The 18,693-nt window shown below is 72.4% G+C and carries 14 protein-coding genes; 8 read left to right on the forward strand and 6 right to left on the reverse strand.

What is annotated here, in order from left to right; translation table 11 throughout:
* The first annotated feature begins 374 nt into the window (after positions 1–374).
* Complete coding sequence (locus HHX30_RS41080; protein ID WP_311923028.1) at positions 375–1,718, forward strand: cellulose binding domain-containing protein; 1,344 nt, start codon at positions 375–377, stop codon at positions 1,716–1,718.
* Positions 1,719–1,749: 31 nt separating this feature from the next.
* Here HHX30_RS41080 and HHX30_RS38625 read toward each other — a convergent pair whose 3' ends face one another.
* Positions 1,750–4,002, reverse strand: coding sequence for an MMPL family transporter (locus HHX30_RS38625; RefSeq protein WP_169988906.1), 2,253 nt, complete (start codon positions 4,000–4,002; stop codon positions 1,750–1,752).
* Between the two features lie 108 nt (positions 4,003–4,110).
* Here HHX30_RS38625 and HHX30_RS38630 point away from each other — a divergent pair, with 108 nt between their 5' ends.
* On the forward strand, positions 4,111–4,650 hold the full coding sequence (locus tag HHX30_RS38630; protein ID WP_169988907.1) for a TetR/AcrR family transcriptional regulator: 540 nt from the start codon (positions 4,111–4,113) through the stop codon (positions 4,648–4,650).
* Between the two features lie 119 nt (positions 4,651–4,769).
* Entirely contained in the window at positions 4,770–7,376 is a 2,607-nt protein-coding gene (locus tag HHX30_RS38635) for an AAA family ATPase (protein WP_169988908.1), read from the forward strand.
* 33 nt (positions 7,377–7,409) lie between these two features.
* Here HHX30_RS38635 and HHX30_RS38640 read toward each other — a convergent pair whose 3' ends face one another.
* Positions 7,410–8,270, reverse strand: coding sequence for an SDR family NAD(P)-dependent oxidoreductase (locus tag HHX30_RS38640; RefSeq protein WP_169988909.1), 861 nt, complete (start codon positions 8,268–8,270; stop codon positions 7,410–7,412).
* Between the two features lie 181 nt (positions 8,271–8,451).
* Here HHX30_RS38640 and HHX30_RS38645 point away from each other — a divergent pair, with 181 nt between their 5' ends.
* From HHX30_RS38645 to HHX30_RS38660, 4 genes are all read left to right on the forward strand, one after another.
* Entirely contained in the window at positions 8,452–9,318 is an 867-nt protein-coding gene (locus HHX30_RS38645; protein WP_169988910.1) for a helix-turn-helix domain-containing protein, read from the forward strand.
* Between the two features lie 48 nt (positions 9,319–9,366).
* Positions 9,367–10,689 carry an alkyl sulfatase dimerization domain-containing protein gene (locus tag HHX30_RS38650; protein ID WP_169988911.1) on the forward strand — a complete coding sequence of 441 codons (1,323 nt, stop codon included), beginning with the start codon at positions 9,367–9,369 and terminating at the stop codon, positions 10,687–10,689.
* A 75-nt stretch (positions 10,690–10,764) separates the two neighbouring features.
* Complete coding sequence (locus HHX30_RS38655) at positions 10,765–11,619, forward strand: HipA family kinase (RefSeq protein WP_311923029.1); 855 nt, start codon at positions 10,765–10,767, stop codon at positions 11,617–11,619.
* The gene (locus HHX30_RS38660) at positions 11,616–12,047 is read left to right on the forward strand and encodes a DUF3037 domain-containing protein (protein ID WP_169988912.1); all 432 of its coding nucleotides are present in this window, start codon (positions 11,616–11,618) and stop codon (positions 12,045–12,047) included. The genes HHX30_RS38655 and HHX30_RS38660 overlap by 4 nt, the downstream gene beginning before the upstream one ends.
* Here the strand turns inward: HHX30_RS38660 and HHX30_RS38665 are convergent.
* The 3 genes from HHX30_RS38665 to ispG form a co-directional block, all read right to left on the reverse strand.
* Positions 12,028–12,870 carry a GNAT family N-acetyltransferase gene (locus HHX30_RS38665; RefSeq protein WP_169988941.1) on the reverse strand — a complete coding sequence of 281 codons (843 nt, stop codon included), beginning with the start codon at positions 12,868–12,870 and terminating at the stop codon, positions 12,028–12,030. The genes HHX30_RS38660 and HHX30_RS38665 overlap by 20 nt on opposite strands.
* A 56-nt stretch (positions 12,871–12,926) precedes the next feature.
* Positions 12,927–14,567, reverse strand: coding sequence for an alpha/beta hydrolase (locus HHX30_RS38670; RefSeq protein ID WP_169988913.1), 1,641 nt, complete (start codon positions 14,565–14,567; stop codon positions 12,927–12,929).
* Positions 14,568–14,694: 127 nt separating this feature from the next.
* Entirely contained in the window at positions 14,695–15,861 is a 1,167-nt protein-coding gene (ispG, locus tag HHX30_RS38675) for a flavodoxin-dependent (E)-4-hydroxy-3-methylbut-2-enyl-diphosphate synthase (protein ID WP_169988914.1), read from the reverse strand.
* A gap of 335 nt (positions 15,862–16,196) precedes the next feature.
* Here ispG and HHX30_RS38680 point away from each other — a divergent pair, with 335 nt between their 5' ends.
* On the forward strand, positions 16,197–17,330 hold the full coding sequence (locus HHX30_RS38680; protein WP_311923030.1) for a lytic polysaccharide monooxygenase: 1,134 nt from the start codon (positions 16,197–16,199) through the stop codon (positions 17,328–17,330).
* Between the two features lie 51 nt (positions 17,331–17,381).
* Here the strand turns inward: HHX30_RS38680 and dxr are convergent, their stop codons facing one another.
* Positions 17,382–18,569 (reverse strand): 1-deoxy-D-xylulose-5-phosphate reductoisomerase, encoded by a 1,188-nt coding sequence (gene dxr, locus HHX30_RS38685; protein ID WP_169988915.1) that lies wholly within the window; start codon positions 18,567–18,569, stop codon positions 17,382–17,384.
* Positions 18,570–18,693: the final 124 nt, after the last annotated feature.

Genomic DNA, 18,693 nt, shown 5'->3' on the forward strand with positions numbered 1-18,693 from the left:
CATCCAAGACGGCCTGTCGAAGAAAGAGATCATCCGCTGCCTCAAACGCTACATCGCCCGCGAGATCTACCAGGTGATCATCAAAAACGATCATGAACGTTTCGCTTGACATCTATAGGAGCATCCCGCGCATGACGAGCGGGTGGCGTGAAAGATTCACCGCCGTCCCGACCGACAGTCTTTCGCATGCTTTTCGAAGCGCCTGTTCACCAGGGGTTTCCCATCGTGCTGTCAGAACGGCGAACACCCTCGTGCCGTTGACGCGTCATTGCGTGCCGGTTTGACTCCCGACAGCGACAGAAGCGATGTCCGCGTACATCGGCACCTTGATTGTTAGCGCTAACGCGAATACTCGGGAGACTCGGGAGAAGCCCGTGCGTATTGAGAGCTCTTTTCGCCGGCGGTTGACGCTGTCGGCCGCCGCCGTGCTGCTGACGGCCGGCGCCGGAGTGGCCGCGACGCACGCCGCGTCGGCCGCCGCGGCCGGGTGCCAGGTCGGCTACACGGTCACCAGCCAGTGGCAAGGCGGCTTCGGCGCGAGCGTCAGCGTCCGCAACCTCGGTGACCCGATCAACGGCTGGAAGCTGACCTGGTCGTTCCCGGCCGGGCAGACCATCACCCAGCTGTGGAACGGCACCCACACCCAGTCCGGCTCCCAGGTCACGGTGACCAACGTCTCCTACAACGGCGGCATCCCCACCGGAGGCAGCACGGAATTCGGGTTCAACGGCAGCTGGAACGGCTCCAACCCGGTCCCGTCCGGGTTCGCCCTGAACGGCGTGACCTGCACCGGCGGCGTCACCTCTCCCAGCCCCAGTCCCACGCCGAGCCCCAGTGCCAGTCCCAGTGCCAGTCCCAGCGCGTCCCCCAGTGCCAGTCCCAGCGCCTCCCCCAGTGCCAGTCCCAGCGCCTCGCCGAGTGCCAGTCCCACCCCGCCGAGCAGGCCTGCCATCGAGAACAACTTCCCGGTCACCAGGGAGGGGGCGTACGGCACCAACCGCTACACCGTGTTCCGGCCGTCGAACCCCGCGGCCGTGGGGCGTCCCATGCCCGTGCTGGTCTTCGGCAACGGGGCCTGCGCACACACCAACGGGAGCGAGGTCGTCCAGGCGCTGACGTTCGTCGCCGCCCGCGGGTTCGTCGTGGTCGACACCGCGTCGGTCGACGGCTCGCCGAACGGCGTGCAGAGCGGGTCCCCGATCCCGTCGCTGCTGACCGACGGGATCAGCTGGGCCGAGCGGGAGAACGCCCGCGCCGGCTCGCCGCTCTACCAGCGCATCGACCTGTCCAGGGTCGCCACGGCCGGGCACTCCTGCGGCGGGCTGGAGGCGCTGATCGCCGGCCAGGACCGGCGGGTCAAGAGCGTCGTCTCGCTGGACAGCGGGCTGTTCGCCGACGGTTCGTTCGGATACTCACGCGCGGAACTGTCCAAGCTGCACACCCCGGTGATGTTCCTGGACGGCGGGCCCTCCGACATCGCCTACGACAACACCCGGGCCAACTACGATCTCACCCAGGTGCCGGCGGTGCTGGCCGAGCATCCGCAGGCCGGTCACGTCGGGTTCATCACCGGCAGCCAGATGACCGACGGCATGACCGCGGTGGTCCAGTTCCTGGACATGACCCTCAACGGCAACGCCACGGCACGCGCGTACATCCTCGGCCCCTCGGGTCTGGCGGCCAGAGCCCCCTGGACGGTCCGGAGCAAGAACTTCTGACCCGGACACCGGTGCCGTGCGAATGAGCGCGTCAGGGACGAGCGTGCCGGCCCGCGCCGACGAGTTCGGGCCCCGCCGGCCCGGCCGGCTCGCCGTCCTCCTCATGGCCCTCGATGGACAGGTTCGGCAGGATCCGGTCGAGCCACCGCGGGATCCACCAGTTGAGCCTGCCGAGCAGCACCATCGTGGCGGGCACGAGGAAGCCCCGGATCAGGGTCGCGTCGACGGTGATGGCCACGGCCAGCCCGACGCCGAACACCTTGACCAACGGGTCGGGGTAGGCGATGAAGGCGGTGAACACCGCCACCATGATCAGCGCGGCCGAGGTGATGACGCGGCCGGTCGACCCCAGTCCCTCGGCCACCGCGCTCCGGTTGTCCCCGCTGCGGGCGTAGGCCTGCCGTACGGAGGTGAGCAGGAAGACCTCGTAGTCCATCGACAGGCCGAACAGCACGGCGAACAGGATGAGCGGCACGTACGTGTCGATGGGCACCGAGAAGAACAGCGTGGCGAGGTAGGACCCGTCGGCCGAGGGCGGGGGGTCCATGCCGACCAGGCGGCTGCCCAGGCCGTGGGAGAACACCACGGCGAGGGCGCCGAAGGCTGCGCCGAGCGAGACGAGGTTCATCACCGCCGCCTTGACCGCGACCAGGGGCGCGCGGAAGGCCAGCAGCAGGAGCAGGGCGCTGAGCAGCACGACGATGCCGACGACCAGCGGCGTCCTGCCCATGATGCGGTCGCCCGCGTCCGCCAGCCCGGCCACCTCGCCGCCGACGTGGACGTGCGCCCCGGGCACCTCGATGGCCCGCACCCGCTTAACCACGTCGAGGGCCCGCGGGTCGCTCGGCGCGTAGTCGGGCACGGCCTGGATGAGCACCGAGCGGCCGTCCTCGTTGACCTTCGGCGGGGCGACGAACGCGACGCCCTCGGTGTGCTCGACCCGCTGCCGCAGCACCTGCACGACCGGGTCGGGCGGCGTCGAGTCGGCGATCTTCTGGTCCAGTTCGGCCACGACGACGAGCCCGCCGTTGGCCCCCGGGCCGAAGCCCGCCTCGATCAGCTCGTACGCCCGGCGGGCGGAGGTGCCCTTGTCGCCGTACCCGTTGTCGAGCGGACCGAGCTTGATCGTGGCGGCCGGGGCGGCCAGCGCCGCCAGCACGACCACGGTGACGGCGAGCACCCTCCAGGGACGGCGCGCCACCCAGGCGCCCAGCTTGGCCCAGCCCGTGGCCGGGCCGTCGCGGCGGGCGGTGCGCCCGGAGAACGGCAACCGCAGCGCGTTGATCCGGTGCCCCAGGATGCCGAGCAGCGCCGGCACCAGCGTGATCGAGGTGAGCACGGCGCACACGACCGAGACGCCGGTGATCCAGCCGAGCGTGCGCAGCAGCGGGAAGCCGGTGAGCATCAGCGCGCTCAGCGCGATCACGACCGTGCCGCCGGCGAACAGCACGGCCCCGCCCGAGGAGGCCGCGGTGCGCCGCACCGCCTCCCGCACCGGCACGCCGGCGGCCAGCAGCGACCGGTGCCGCGACAGCAGGAACAACGCGTAGTCGATGCCGACGCCGAGGCCGATCATCGTGGCCAGGATCGACGCCGTCGAGGGCACGTCCACGACGTGCCCGAGCAGCGCGATCACGCCGAGCCCCACGCCGATGCTGATCAGCGCGGTGAAGATCGGCACGAGCGCGGCGACCAGCGTCCCGAAGGCGAACAGCAGCACCAGCAGCGCGACGACCACGCCCGCGACCTCGCTGGCGCCGGTCTTGATCTGCTTGTCGGCGGGAGTGGAGCTGTCGGACGGGACGACCTCGATGCCCGCCCGCGCAGCCGGCGCGGCGGCGGCGACGAGCTGCTCGGAGGTCTGCGCGATCTTGGTGGTGTCCTGCCCCTTCAGCCGTACGGTGATCATGCCGATCCGCAGGTTGGACGACATGCCGCCGATCCGGTACGGCGTCTCCACCTGGGTGACGTGCGGCGCGCGCCGCAGGGCGTCCATCGACTCCTCGACGGCCTGTTTGCGGGACTTGTCGATCAGTGTGCCGTTCGCCGTGTAGAGAACGAGCTGCACCGTCCCGCCCGGGTCGAATCCCGGGCCGAAGCCCTCGTGCATGAGTTCGTGCGCCCGCTGCGCGTCCGTGCCGGGGATCGCGACGTCGTTGTTCACCGGCCGGCCCCACACCAGCGTGCCCGCCGTGAGCAGTCCCGCCGCCAGCACCCACAGCGTCAGCACGATCCAGCCGTGGCGCGCGCACCATCCGCCGAGCCGCCCCAGAAGCCCGCTCATCGTCGTCCGTCCCGGGTAGCATGTCCTGACGGCCGTCCTGTACGGCCGTACAAAACGAGGGTAAACGGAACTTGTCGGCGGGCGAGGGGCACGCCGGAAAATGAGACGATGACCACACTCGACCAGGGGAACGCGACCCGGTCCCGGATCCTGGCCGCGGCCCGCGACCTGTTCGCCGAACGCGGGTACGCCGCCGTGTCGCTCGCCGACATCGCGGCGGCGGTCGGTCTGACCAAGACGGCGGTCGCCTACCACTTCCACCCCAAGGACAGGCTGGCGGCCGAGATCATCGCCCCGGCGGCCGACGACCTGCTCACGCTGCTCGGCGCCCGGTTCCCCGGGCACCGGGAGTTCCTGCGGGCGTTCACCGCGTTCGCCGTACGGCACCGCGCGGTGGTCCGGCTGCTCACCGAGGACATCGGCGCCGCCGACAGCGCCCCTCCCGGATCGCCCGGCGAGGCGATCCGGGAGTTCGGCCGGGAGCTGTTCGCCCGCCTGGCCGGGCCGGACCCCTCCCCGAGCACGCGCGTACGCGCCTGGGCCGCCCTCGGTGCGGTGCAGTCCGGGGTGGTGAAAACGATGGACGTGCCCGCGGAGGTGGTCGAGGAGAGACTGACCGCCGCCGCCGTCGCCGTGTTCGAATCTTGATATATCGATCCCCTTGCGATCACTTGCGGAGCGCGTCACATTCCGTGTGAACGTTCAACCTTTCCGCCGCGTCCTAGGAGACACCAGCGGGACGGATGCGAAGGGAGTGACGGCCAGCCTTGGACGTATCGGCCGCCGGCGAGGGCCGCGCGGGCACGCTCGGTCAGGTGGTGTCGGCCCTGTCGAAGACGCCGCGGACCGTCCTCGTCCTCGGCGAGCCCGGCATCGGGAAGACGCACCTGCTGAACGAGGTCGCGGCGCGGCTCAAGGGCTACCACGTGCTGCGCGGCCAGGCCCGCGAACTGGACGGCGGGCGCGCCTACGCTCCCCTCGTCGATGCGCTCGGCGCGCTGCGCGGTGAGGCGGCCGACGTACTGTCCGACCTGCTCGACGCGATCGACCAGGCCGCGTTCGGGCACCCTGCGGCGGCGCCCGGCGCGATGGCCGCCCGCCTGCTGGAGTCGCTGCCCGGCCCGACCCTCCTCGCCATCGACGATCTGCACCTGGCCGACGCCGACACCCTGAGCGTGCTGCGGGCCCTGCCGCGCCGCCACGACGCCGTCGCCATCCTCGGCACCGCCCGCCACCCTCCCCCGCTCGACGTGGACCTGTCCGTCCGGCTCCAGCCGCTGACCATGGCCGAGATCGCGGACCTGGTCGGCACGCTGCTCGGCCGTACGCCGAGCGACACCGTCCTGCGGCGGATCCACGTCGCGAGCCGGGGCAACCCGTGGTTCGTGCAGGAGGCCGTGCTGGCCCTGGTGCAGGGCGGTGCCGTGCGCTCTGCGGATCCGGGGGCGCGGCGTGGCGCGATCCTGAGCCGCCTGTTCCAGCGCGACCGGGGCGGACGCGACCTCGCCCGCGTGCTGGCCACGTTGTCGCGGACGAGGGAGAGCGCCGATCTCACGGCCCTCGCCGAACTCGCCGGGCTCGACCCGCCCCGGGCGGAACGCGCCTTCGATGCGCTGGTCAGGGATGGCGTGGTGACCGAGAACGGCGACGGCTACGCGCTGGCGCACCCGCTCGTGGCCGAGGCGCTCTACGACGACCTCGGCGCCTCCGGCCGGCGCGAGGTGCACCGCCGCATCGCCGCCATGCTCGAACGGGAGGGGCTGACCGGGACCAGACGGGTCCTGGAGTGGGCCACCCACATGGCCGAGGCGGGGCCGGCCGCCGAGGCCCTGCCCGCGGTGCTGCGCGCGGCCGAACTGACCCGCTGGACCGCGCCGCTGTCGGCCGCGCACTGGTACGGCAAGGCCGCCGAGCTGTCCCCGGAGCCCGGCGAGCTGCTGGCCAGGCAGGCTCTCGCGTACTGGAAGGGGTCGCGGCCCGCACTGGCGCTGAACTCCGCGCAGCGTGGGCTCGCCGTGCTGCCCGCCGGGCGGCGGCGCACCCGCGCCGCGTACACCGCGGTCGGCGCGGCCCACGTGATGGGCTGGTACGAGGTGGCCCTCGACGTGGCCCGCCGCCAGATCCCGAAGGCCGACGACGCCTCGGCGCTGCTCGCGCAGCAGGCGCTGATCAGCGCGGAGATGGGCCGTCCCAGCCGGGAGTCCGCCCGGCGGGCCTGGGAGGGCCTGGCCGACTGCCCGCCGCAGGACCGCGCGATCACGGTCGGCTACCTGGCCCTTCACGCGCTCGTCCAGGGCGACTGGACCGAGACGCGGCGGGCGGTCGACGACCTGCTCACCTTCGCCGCCGCGCTGCCCCCGGGCGCCCGGCTCGCATCGCTGGAGTCGGCGGCGCACGTGCTGGCGATCGCCGGGCAGCGCTCGCGCGCCGTCGAGGTGCTCGACCAGGCCGAGCAGATCCACCGCGGCCTCGGCTGGCACGACATCGCCGGGCAGCACGTACGGACCATGGCCGTGATCCGGCGGATGAGCGGCGAATGGGCGCGGGCGCTGGAGGAGATCGCGGTCGCGGCCCGGGCGCTGGCCGAGGCGGGCCTGCTGGAGAACCTGGCCCTCCTGCGCAACATGGAACTGGACATCCTGCTCGACCAGGGCAGGCTGGACGAGGCCGCCCGGGTCCTCGCCGAGCCGCCGCCCGGCTCGGCCCTGCAGCAGGGCATGCGATGCGTGTTCCGCGCGCGCCTGGCGGCCGGCCGCGGCGACATCGCCGCCGCGCGGCGCGAACTCGACGACGCCCTCGCGTACGAGGTGCCCGAGGTGGTGCACCGGGCGCTGGCGATCAAGGTGCTGGTGACGGCAGGGGCGGGCGACGACGCGGGCTGCCGGGCGGCGGCCTCCCGGCTGGAGGAGCGGTCGGCGAACGGCACCCCTCGGGCCCGGCTCGCGGCCGACCTGGCGGTGGGCTGGGCGTTCCGCGACCGCGTGCGGGCGGGCGCGGCGCTGGAGCAGGCCCGCGCGGACGGCCTGCCGTTCGAGGAGGCCCGGGCCCGGCTGGTCCTCGGCGCGCTCGGCGACACCGCGCAGCTCCCCCGCGCACACGCGATCTTCACCCGGCTCGGCGCCGCGCCCTGGGCGGCCCTGTCGGAGCGCCGCCTGCGTGCGGCCGGGCTGGTCCCCGAGCCGGCGGGCCGCCTCACCCCCGGGGAGCGCCGTGTCATCGAACTGGTCGCCGACGGGCTGAGTAACCCCCAGATCGCCGAGGAGCTGCACTACAGCCGCAAGACCGTCGAGGTCTATCTCACCCGCGTCTACGCGAAGACCGGCCTGCGGTCGCGCGTCGAGCTCGCCCTGGCCGTCGAACGCGGCGAGCTGTGACAAGTCCGCCTGTCCACGAGAGGCGGCGGGGCGTCAGGCGGCGGGGAAGTCGGTGGCCGGGGCGGTGAGAGCGGCGGCGTCGACGTTCGCCCGCAGGGCCTCGACCTTGGCCACGGCGTAGGAGTGGGCGTCCGACCCGAGCAACTGCCGCAGCGGGCCTTCCCCGGTCAGGACCCGGCCGATGATCGCGCGGGCGCCCCTGACCGGGTCGCCGAGCTGGCTGCCCTGAAGCTTGAGGTGGTCGAGGGTCATCTCGCGGATGGCCGGGTAGTGCGCGGTCGTCTCGGCGGGCAGGGCGAGGGCGTCCGCGGTGAGGAACTCGGTGCGGAAGTAGCCGGGCTCGACGATGGTGACCGTGACGCCGAAGTCCGCCACCTCGGCGGCGAGCGCCTCGCTCAACCCCTCCAGCGCGAACTTACCGGCGCAGTAGAGGGCCCAGCCCGGGACGGCGGTCAGGCCGAGGATCGAGGACACGTTGACGATGTGGCCGCCGCGTTGCTCGCGGAGGATCGGCAGAGCGGCGCGCAGCACGTTCCACACGCCCACGACCTGGACGTCGAGCATGTCGCGGACCTCGCGGTCGCCGGTCTCCTCCACCGCGGCCAGGAAACCGTAGCCCGCGTTGTTGACGACGACGTCCAGGCCGCCGAAGCGTTCGGTGGTCTCCCGGACCGCACCCTTGACCGCCGCCTCGTCACGCAGATCGACGGTGAGCGGGAGAAGGCGCGCCGTCTCGACCCCGTCACCGAGTGCGGCGAGCAGCCGCTCCGGCGACCGCGTCGTCGCGGCGACCTGGTCGCCGCGCTCCAGGATCTGCCTGACCAGTTCGAGGCCGAGGCCGCGGGAGGTGCCGGTCACGAACCAGGTGGCCGGACGATCTGCTGGGAAGCTCATGGTGATCCTCTCGAATGTCGCGAGTGGCGCCGGCCGGGGAGCCCCGGGACCGGCACGGCTCCAGCTTCATCCACCGCGACCCGCTGCGGACGTCCATATCGCGCCCTGCGCGAGCGCGCACCGGGGAACCTAGGACGCACAGGACCAGTCAGGAACGCACGCCAGGCGAGAGACTGGATTCGTGGCCGGAACCAACCGTGAACTCGCCGACTTCCTGAGACGCGCCCGCAGCCAGGTCGACCCGTCACGGGCCGGCCTGCCCTCCGACGGCCGCGTGCGACGGGTCCCGGGCCTGCGCCGCGAGGAGGTCGCCTTCTTGGCCGGAGTCTCGACCGACTACTACGCACGCCTCGAACAGGGCCGGCGCATCACCCCCTCGCCGACCGTGGTCGAGGCCGTCGGCCGTGCCCTCGGGCTCGACGACGCCGGGCGTGCGCATCTGCGCGACCTCATCGGGATAACCGCGGCCCCCGTCCTGCGCCGGACTCGCGGCGTCCAGCGCGTGCGCCCCGGGCTCTACCAGCTCCTCGACGCCCTCGACGGCGAGCCCGCCCTCGTCCTCGGCCGCCGCACCGACGTACTCGCCGCCAACACGATGGCGAAAGCACTGTTCACGGACTTCGACCGGCTACCGCCCCGCCGGCGCAACTACGCGCGGTGGATGTTCCTCGACGACGAGGCCCGATCGCTGTTCGTGGACTGGGACGTCCAGGCACGCGCCGCGGTCGAGAGCCTGCGGCTCGACGCGGGCCGCGACCCGGACGACCAGGCCACCGTCGCACTCATCGCCGACCTGCGCGAGCACAGCCGTGAGTTCGCCCACTGGTGGGAGCAGCACCGCGTCCACCAGCGCACCCACGGCTCCAAGCGCCTGCGGCACCCTCTCGTCGGTGAGCTGACCGTCGAGTACGAGACCCTCTCCCTGCCCGGCGACCCGGATACGACGCTCTTCGTCTACACCGCCGAAGCCGGCTCGTCCTCCAAACGCGCCCTGGACCTTCTCGCGAGCTGGACCGCCGAGTCCCTCACGGGCCGGCGCGGACACTAGGGATCTCCCTACTGGGCACCGTCCGCCCGGAGGATCAGGCTCTTGACCATGGAATCACCGATCCTCTCGTACGCCGACGAGGTCTGGCGTGGTTCGGTGCGCCCGGAGGACGTGCCCTATTCAGAGCTCCGCCGAGACGGGGTGCAGGAGATCGCCTACGGCGTGGCGATGTGGCCGGCGTGCGGCAACGTGTACGTGGTCCGAGGCGAGGAAGGGCTCGGCCTCTTCGACACCGGCGACGCCCACGAGGCCTCCCAGTCGTACCGCGCGATCAGGAAGTGGTCGGTCGAGCCGCTCAAATACGCCATCTTCTCGCGCAGCCGCGCCGAGAGGCTGACCGGCATGGAGGAGTTCGACGCCGAACCGGGCACCCGCCCGCTGGTCGTGGCGCAGGAGGGACTGGCCCGCAGGCTCACCCGGCAGGCCAGGACGGCCGGCTACAACGCGGTCGTCGACCTGCGCGAGCGGGGCTTCCCCCGGCTGGTCTGGCCGCCGCCGCAGCGGCTGCCCGACCTGACCTACCGCGACCGGCTGTCGCTTTCGCTGGGAGACGTCACCTTCGAGCTCATGCACGCCCGCGGTGACAGCGAGGACGCCACCTGGGCGTTCCTGCCCGAGCGTGGCGTGCTGCTGACCGGCGACCTGTTCGCCTGGACGGTTCCCGGAGCGGGCGACCCGCAGCGGGTGCAGCGTTATCCGGACGACTGGGCGGTGGCGCTGCGGACCATGGCGGCGCTCGACGCCGACCTGCTGCTCCCCGGGCGTGGGCTGCCCGTCCGCGGGTCGGCCCGGGTGCGCCGGGCGCTCGCCGACACCGCCGACTATCTCGACAGCCTGGTGGAGCAGACGCTCGACCTGATGAACGCGGGGGCCCGCCTGGACGAGATCCTGCACTCGGTCAAGCCGCCCGCCGCGCTCGCCGGACGGCCCTACCTGCGAGAACGTCACGACGAGCCCGAGTTCATCGTGCGCAACATCTGGCGGCTGCACGGCGGCTGGCATGACGGCAACCCCGCCAACCTCAAGCCGGCCCCGGACGCCGTGTTCGCCCGCGCGGTCGCCGAGCTGTCCGCGGGAGCGGCGTCGGTCGCGGGCCGGGCCGTCGCCGCGGCCGCCGACGGCGACCTGCGCCTGGCCTGCCAGCTCGCCGAGCTCGCCGCGCAGGCCGAGCCGGAGGACCGGAAGGTGCACGAGATCAGGGCCCTCGTCTACGCGATGCGGGTCCAGCAGGAGCCCGGCGCGATCGCCCGGGGCGTGTACGCGTGGGCCGCGGCCGAATCACGCAGCAAGACCACCGGCATGGACCTGCTCGACGTCTACCACGACGTCGCCGAGGGCCGCATGTGGTGGATGCCGAGCAAGGCCAACTGAGGAGCTTGTCCGTCACGACGGCCGGCGGGCGCGGGGAGGGGAGCGACCGCCGGCCCTGACGGTAACCTTCCTCTCGTGCTCGAACAGATCACGGCGACGCGGTACGTCGCGCCCCTGCGCGAGGGCGGGTCTCTGCCCGGTGTCGTCGAAGCCGACGACCTCGGCACGTACGTCGTGAAGTTCCGCGGCGCAGGGCAGGGCAGGCGGGTGCTCGTCGCCGAGATCGTCTGCGCCGAGATCGCCAGGCGGCTCGGCTTCGCCACACCGGAGCTCAAGGTCATCGACCTCGACCCGCAGCTCGGCCTCCGCGAGCCCGACGAGGAGATCCAGGACCTGCTCACGGCGAGCGCCGGGCACAACCTCGCGATCGACTTCCTGCCCGGAGCGCTCGGCTTCGACCCGCTCGCCTGGGAGCCCGACGCCGAGTTCGCCTCCCGGGTGCTGTGGTTCGACGCGCTCGTCCACAACGTCGACCGGAGCTGGCGCAACCCGAACCTGCTCGTCTGGCACGGCGGGGTGTGGCTGATCGACCACGGCGCGGCTCTGTGGTTCCACCACAACTGGCCGACGGCGGACCCGCGACGCCGGTTCGACGGCCGCGACCACGTGCTCGCGCCGTTCGCGACGAAGCTGGAGCAGGCCGACGCGGACCTGGCCGCGCTCGTCACCCGCCCGCTGCTCGACGAGGTGACCGCGCTCGTGCCGGACGAGTGGCTGGAGGGCGAGCCGGGCTTCGCGGACGCGCGGGCCGTACGGCAGGCCTACACCGAACACCTGCTCGCCCGGGTCGCGGGGCCGCGCGACTGGCTGCCGGACCCCGCTACCAGCACCGCCACCAGCACCGCCACCGCCTCCGCCTCGCAGCTCCGCGGCGAGCGGGGCGCGACGATCGGCGGCTTCTGGCGCGCCACCCGGGAGGGCGGCCGATGAGCGACCTGGACGTCTACGAGTACGCGGTGATCCGCGTGGTGCCCAGCGTGGAGCGGGGCGAGCTGGTCAACGCCGGGGTCATCCTCTACTGCCAGCCGCGCGGCTACCTGTGCGCACGGGTCGAGCTGGACGAGGCCCGGCTGCTGGCGCTGGGCACGCCGGTGGACCTGCCCGGCGTACGACTGGCCCTGGCCGCCTACGAGAGGGCGTGCGGCGAGGACGCGGGGCCCCTGGGCGGGGAGCCGCTGGGCGCCCGGTTCCGCTGGCTCACCGCGCCGCGCAGCACGGTCGTCCAGACCGGGCCGGTGCACGCCGGGCTGACCGGCGACCCCGCGGCCGAGCTGGACCACCTGCTGACCCGGCTGGTCCGTGCGACGCCGGCCGCACCCGGCGGTCACAGCAGCACGGTCAGAACAGCACGGACATGAACGTGTCGACCTCCTGGAAGCCCACCTTGCGGTAGACCGCCCTGGCCGGGAGGTTGAAGTCGTTCACGTAGAGGGTGACGACCGGGGCGAAGTACTTCAGCGCCTGCTCGACCACGGCGGCCATGCCGGCCGCCGCGTGGCCGCGTCCGCGCAGTTCGGGATGGACCCACACGCCCTGGATCTGGCACGCCTGCGGCGTCACCGCGCCGATCTCGGCCTTGAAGACCACCTGGCCGTCGTCGATGCGCGCGTACGACCGCCCGATGCGGATGAGTTCGGCGACCCTGGACCGGTAGAGCGCTCCGCCGTCGCCGTTGTCCGGCGAGACGCCCACCTCTTCGGTGAACATGGCCACGCAGGCGGGCAGCAAGGTGCCGAACTCCTCGGGCCGGACCCTGCGTACGAGCGGGTCCGGTTCGACCGCGGGCGCGGAGCTCGTGGCCATGACCGGCTGGGCCCACCGGATCGCGCGGGCGCCGCCCCAGTGTGGCTCCAGCCGCTCCCAGAACTGCTCCACGGCGCCGGCCGGACCCACGATGGACGAGCAGCGGCGGCCCTGCTTGCGCGCCCTGTCGGCGAAGGCGTGTACCGCCTCGCGGGTGGCGTTCACGGGCACCAGGTTGGCGCCCGCGTAACACAGGGACACGAGCCCGCCGCGCGGGCCGTAGCCCCACATCTGACCGCCGAGCCGTGCAGGGCTGAGGCCGACGGCCCTGACCCGGGCCGCTACGAACACATTGGCGACCGGATCGGTGTCGAGGAGCGCCAGAACCTCGTCACGATCGCTGTCGTCGAGCACGCGCGACGCCGATGTTCGCAGCATCACGGGGCCAGCCTACGCGAACGATTCCCGTTTGGGAGGTATCGGCCCGGCTGCGCTCACCGTCGTACGGCCGAGACGTGGGCGGGCGTCCCCTGCGCGCCCTCCGTGACCTTCATCAGCGTGGCCCGCGGCTCCGGCCCGGCCGGGCAGGTCGCGTCGGCGCCCCGCTTGCCCCTGCGCTGCGGCAGCAGCGTCGCGTCGCGCAGGTAGGCCGCCAGGTGCCGGTCCACGCACGCGTTCCCCGCGAGCGACACGCCGTGGTTGCCGCCGCCCGCGGTCAGCAGGCGCGCGGTCGGGAACAGGCGGCGCATGCGCAGCGCGCCCTCGTACGGCGTGGCGGCGTCCCGCTCGGCCTGGATGAGCAAGATGGGCGGCAGGTGTGGTGTGCCCACCTTGACCGGCGTGCCGCCCTTCTCCGGCCAGAAGGCGCAGGGCGCGTTGTAGACGGCGTTGGGCCAGGCCATGAACGGCGCCTCGGCGTGCGCCCGGCGCGTGTCGGCGCGCCAGCGCTCCCACGACCGGGGCCAGGCGGCGTCCCGGCATTCCACCCCCAGGTAGACCGCGTAGGAGTTCTCCTCCTTCGCGTCGATCTCGGCCTCCAGGTGGAACAGTTTCACCAGGATCGAGGGGTCGCCGTCGCGGACGTAGGCCGAGAAGGCGGCGCCCAGATACGGCCAGAGGCGGTCGCTGTAGGCGCCGTTGGAGAAGACGTCGTCCAGTTCGCTCGGGCCCACGATCCCGCCCGCGGGCCTGTCGCGCAGTCGTGAGCGCATGGAGTACCACGCGAAGGACACCGCCGCCTGCGTCGTGCCCAGCTTGTAGACGTCGCCGTGCTCGGCCACCCAGGCGAGGAAGTCGCGGTGCCGCCGGTCGAAGCTGTGGTCCTGGGCGATGTTGGCCTCGTACCAGACCCCGTCGGGGTCGACCACGCTGTCGAGCACGAGCCGGCGCACCCGCTGCGGGAACAGGGTGGCGTAGACCGCCCCCAGGTAGGTGCCGTACGAGTAGCCGAGGTAGCTGATCTTCTCCTCGCCGAGCGCCGCGCGCACGGCGTCCATGTCCCGCGCGGTGTTCTCCGTGGTCAGGTACGGCAGGAACCAGGACCCGCGGTTGCCGCAGCCCTCGGCGTACTGCTTGGCCCGGCCGATCAGCGCCTGCTCCTCGGCGTCGTTCCTCGGCACGTTGTCCGGCCGGGGCGGCGCGTAGAAGCGGGCCACGTCGACACACGACAGCGCGGGCTTGCTGGGGGCGACGCCGCGCGGCGCGAAGCCGATGACGTCGAACCGTGCGGCGACGTCCTGGGGCAGCCGGGCCGCGACGAACCGGGCCAGGCTGAGCCCCTCGCCGCCCGGCCCGCCGGGGTTCACCAGCAACGCGCCGAGGTGGTTGCCGTCACGCGAGGCCGTGCCCTTGATCCGGTTGAGCGCCAGCGAGATCTGCTGGCCGTACGGCTCGCGGTAGTCGAGCGGGACGCGCAGCTCCGCGCACTCCTGGGCGGGCTCCCGGCGGGCGGACCGGGCCGGGCCGAGGGCGCCGCCGGAGGCCGACGCGGGTTCCGGCGGACACGGCTTCCATTCCAGCGGACGCTGCGGCGGCCCCCAGTGCCCGGCATGGTCGGATCCAGCCGCCGCTTCAGGTCCGACCAGCCCGGCGACCAGCGCCGCCACGCCCACGACCACACCCACGACCCGCTTCACCGGCACGCTCCTCTGCTCCCTTTACGGCAGAGGACAGCTTCGCGGCGTGATCGGCGGGGTACGGGCCGTACTACCCGATCATTGCCATTGTGTAGTCAGAGCATTGCTTGATGTAACACGCCCGAGGTCAGCGGACGACGACCTCCGGGCCGGCGGCCTCGTCCTCGTCGAGGTCCACGTCGACGCCCATCTCCTCGGCGAGGCGCAGGGCCTCCTCGATGAGGGTCTCGACGATCTGCGACTCGGGGACCGTCTTGATGACCTCGCCCTTCACGAAGATCTGGCCCTTGCCGTTGCCGGAGGCGACGCCGAGGTCGGCCTCCCGGGCCTCCCCGGGGCCGTTGACGACACAGCCCATGACGGCCACGCGCAGCGGGACCTTGAGACCGGTCAGCCCGGCCTGCACCTGCTCGGCCAGGGTGTACACATCCACCTGGGCCCGGCCGCAGGAGGGGCAGGAGACGATCTCCAGGCCGCGCTCGCGCAGGCCCAGCGACTCGAGGATCTGATTGCCGACCTTGACCTCCTCGACCGGAGGCGCCGACAGCGACACCCGGATGGTGTCGCCGATGCCCTCGGCCAGCAGCGCGCCGAACGCCACCGCGGACTTGATCGTGCCCTGGAACGCCGGCCCCGCCTCGGTCACGCCGAGGTGCAGGGGGTAGTCGCAGCGCTGGGCGAGCAGCCGGTAGGCCTGGATCATGACGACCGGGTCGTTGTGCTTGACCGAGATCTTGATGTCGCGGAAGCCGTGCTCCTCGAACAGGGAGCACTCCCACAGCGCCGACTCCACCAGCGCCTCGGGGGTGGCCTTGCCGTACTTCTGCAGCAGGCGCGGGTCGAGGGAGCCTGCGTTGACGCCGATCCTGATCGGCACGCCGGCGTCGGAGGCGGCGCGGGCGATCTCGCCGACCTTGTCGTCGAACTTCTTGATGTTCCCCGGGTTCACCCGGACCGCGGCGCATCCGGCGTCGATCGCCGCGAACACGTATTTGGGCTGGAAATGGATGTCGGCGATGACGGGGATCTTGGATTTCCTCGCGATGGCCGGCAGCGCGTCGGCGTCGTCCTGCGACGGGACCGCGACACGGACGATCTGGCAGCCCGACGCGGTGAGCTCCGCGATCTGCTGGAGGGTGGCGTTGACGTCGGCGGTCAGCGTGGTGGTCATGGACTGCACCGAGACCGGCGCGTCCCCGCCGACGGGGACCGAACCGACCATGATCTGACGCGACACCCGCCGCTTGGCGATCGGCTGGGTCCGTACGGCGGGAATCCCGAGATCAACAGACATTTCTGCACCTTGTTGTGATAGGCGACGCCCGGTGGGGGGCCCTCCCAGTCTAAGGAGTGCCGTGAGGCCGGACGGCCCGAAACCTTTCACGAGGAATGAAGGTTTCATGACCCGTCACGGAAGAAACCGGCTCGACCTGCGCCTATCGGCACCGTGCTCGCGGGCGGGGTGGGCAGACGGCTGGGGCCGACCTACAGTCCGAACAGCGTGAGCGCTCTCGCACCATCTGGCCGGTTTGTGTCAAAGGCTGTCCCCCGGGCCGACGAGCTCGCGCCGTCGGCGGTGCCGTGCTGCACCACGAGTGCGGCAGCCATGACCACGCGAAAGGGTAGCCCGTGGGTAGACCACGTAGAAGAGTAACGAAGACGACGATCGGGCTGATCGTCGCCGCACTGTCCGCCCTCGTGTCCGCCGTCGTGCTCGCCTCCCCGGCGTCCGCGCACGGCGCCCCGATGGTGCCCGGCAGCCGCACCTACCTGTGCTGGAAGGACGGCACTACTTCGAGCGGTGCCATCCAGCCGAAGAACCCCGCCTGCGCGGCCGCGGTCGCCAAGGGCGGGACCAACGCGCTGTACAACTGGTTCGCCGTGCTCCGCTCGGACGGCGCGGGCCGGATGTCCGGCTTCATCCCGGACGGGCAGCTGTGCAGCGGCGGCGCGATCGTCTACGACTTCAGCGGTTTCGACCTCGCCCGCAACGACTGGCCGGTCACCCACCTGACGTCCGGGGCGAGCATCCAGTTCAAGTACAACATGTGGGCCGCGCACCCCGGCACGTTCCGGTCGTACGTCACCAAGGACTCCTGGAGCCCGACCCGCCCGCTGGCCTGGAGCGACCTGGAGTCGACGCCGTTCGACAGCGTCACCAACCCGCCGAGCCTCGGCTCGGTGGGCACCGAGGACGGCCACTACTACTGGAACGCCCGCCTGCCTTCCGGTAAGAGCGGCCGCCACATCATCTACACCGTGTGGCAGCGCTCGGACAGCAACGAGACGTTCTACAGCTGCTCCGACGTCGTCTTCGACGGCGGCAACGGCGAGGTGACCGGCGTCGGCATCCCGAACACCAGCCCGAGCCCCACCCCGCCCGTCTCCCCGTCCCCCGGCACCTCGCCCAACACCTCGCCGAGCCCGAGGGTCAGCCCCTCGGCCAGCCCGACCTCCGGCGGCCCCGGCGGCTGCTCGGCCACCTACAAGGTCACCAACTCCTGGGGCGGCGGCTTCCAGGGTGAGGTGACGGTGAAGGCCGGGTCCTCGTCCATCGGCGGCTGGACGGTGAGCTGGTCCCAGCCGAGCGGCGGCACCATCACACAGGTCTGGAACGGCACGCTCAGCCAGTCCGGCAGCAACGTCAGTGTGAAGAACGTGAACTACAACGGCAGCCTGGGCGCCGGCGCCTCCACCACGTTCGGCTTCCTGGCCAACGGTTCGAGCAGCGGCACCCCGTCGCTGTCCTGCTCGGCGGCCTGACCCGCCCACCCGTGGCGCGGCCCGCCTGACCCGGGTCGCGCCAGGGGTGACCTAGCGCGTCAGCTCGGCCGCCCGCACCCTCGCCCAGGCGTCCGCCGCGAGGACCTCCTCGACGGACGCCGCCGGCCCGGGGGTGTGGGCGGCCACCACGCGTTCCACCGTGTCCACGATGCCGAGGAACGGCAGGGCGCCCTTCAGGAACGCCTCCACGCACACCTCGTTCGCCGCGTTGTAGACCGCCGGCGCCGTGCCGCCCAGGGCGCCCACGTGACGGGCCAGCGCGACCGACGGGAACGCCTCGTCGTCGAGCGGTTCGAAGGTCCAGGTGTGGGCGGTGGTCCAGTCGACCGGCCGGGCCGCGCCGGGTACCCGCTCGGGATAGGCCAGCGCGAGCGAGATCGGCAGCCGCATGTCGGGCGGGCTCGCCTGCGCGACCGTCGAGCCGTCGGCGAACTCCACCATCGAGTGGATGATCGACTGCGGGTGGACCACCACCTCGATCCGGTCGAAGCCGATGTCGAACAGCAGATGGGCCTCGATCACCTCCAGGCCCTTGTTGACGAGCGTCGCCGAGTTCACCGTGATGACCGGGCCCATGCTCCAGGTCGGGTGGTTCAGCGCCATCTCCGGCGTGACGTCCGTCAGCTCGGCCCGCTTCCTGCCGCGGAACGGGCCGCCGCTCGCCGTCACCACCAGCCGCCGTACGGCCGCCGGGTCGGCCCCCTCGGGCCCGGCCGCCCACAGGCACTGGGCGAGCGCGGAGTGCTCGGAGTCCACCGGGATCATCCGCCCCGGCCCGGCCAGGCGCTTGACCAGCGGGCCGCCCACGATCAGCGACTCCTTGTTGGCCAGCGCGAGCACCCGGCCCGCCTCCAGCGCCGCCAGCGTGGAGGTCAGCCCCAGGGCCCCGGTGATGCCGTTGAGCACGACTTCGCAGGGCGACGCCGCGACCTCCGCCACCCCCTCCGGGCCCGCCAGCACCCTCGGCCGCGCGCCGGCCGCCGTGAGTGCCTCGCGCAGCGCCGGCACGGCCGCCGGGTCGGCGACCGCCACCGCCTCGGCCCCGAAGTCGGCGGCCTGCCTCGCCAGCAGGTCGACCCGGCCGCCGCCGGCGGCGAGCGCGGTCACGCGGAACCGTCCGGGAGCGTTGGCGACGACGTCGAGAGCCTGGGTGCCGATGGACCCGGTGGACCCCAGCACGACGACGGACCGGGGCTGCGGCAGTGATTCGGAGCTCATCCCCCCATTGTCCCCAAGTCACACCCCGGGCTCGCATCAGCACGGGCCCCCGAAACGTCCTGACGCGACCCCTGGTACGAGACGGCCGATACTCAGGAGAAAACAGCACATATAAGACCGAATT

This window comes from Microbispora sp. H10836 (genome assembly GCF_012999525.1).
In the GTDB taxonomy this organism is placed as follows: Bacteria; Actinomycetota; Actinomycetes; order Streptosporangiales; family Streptosporangiaceae; genus Microbispora.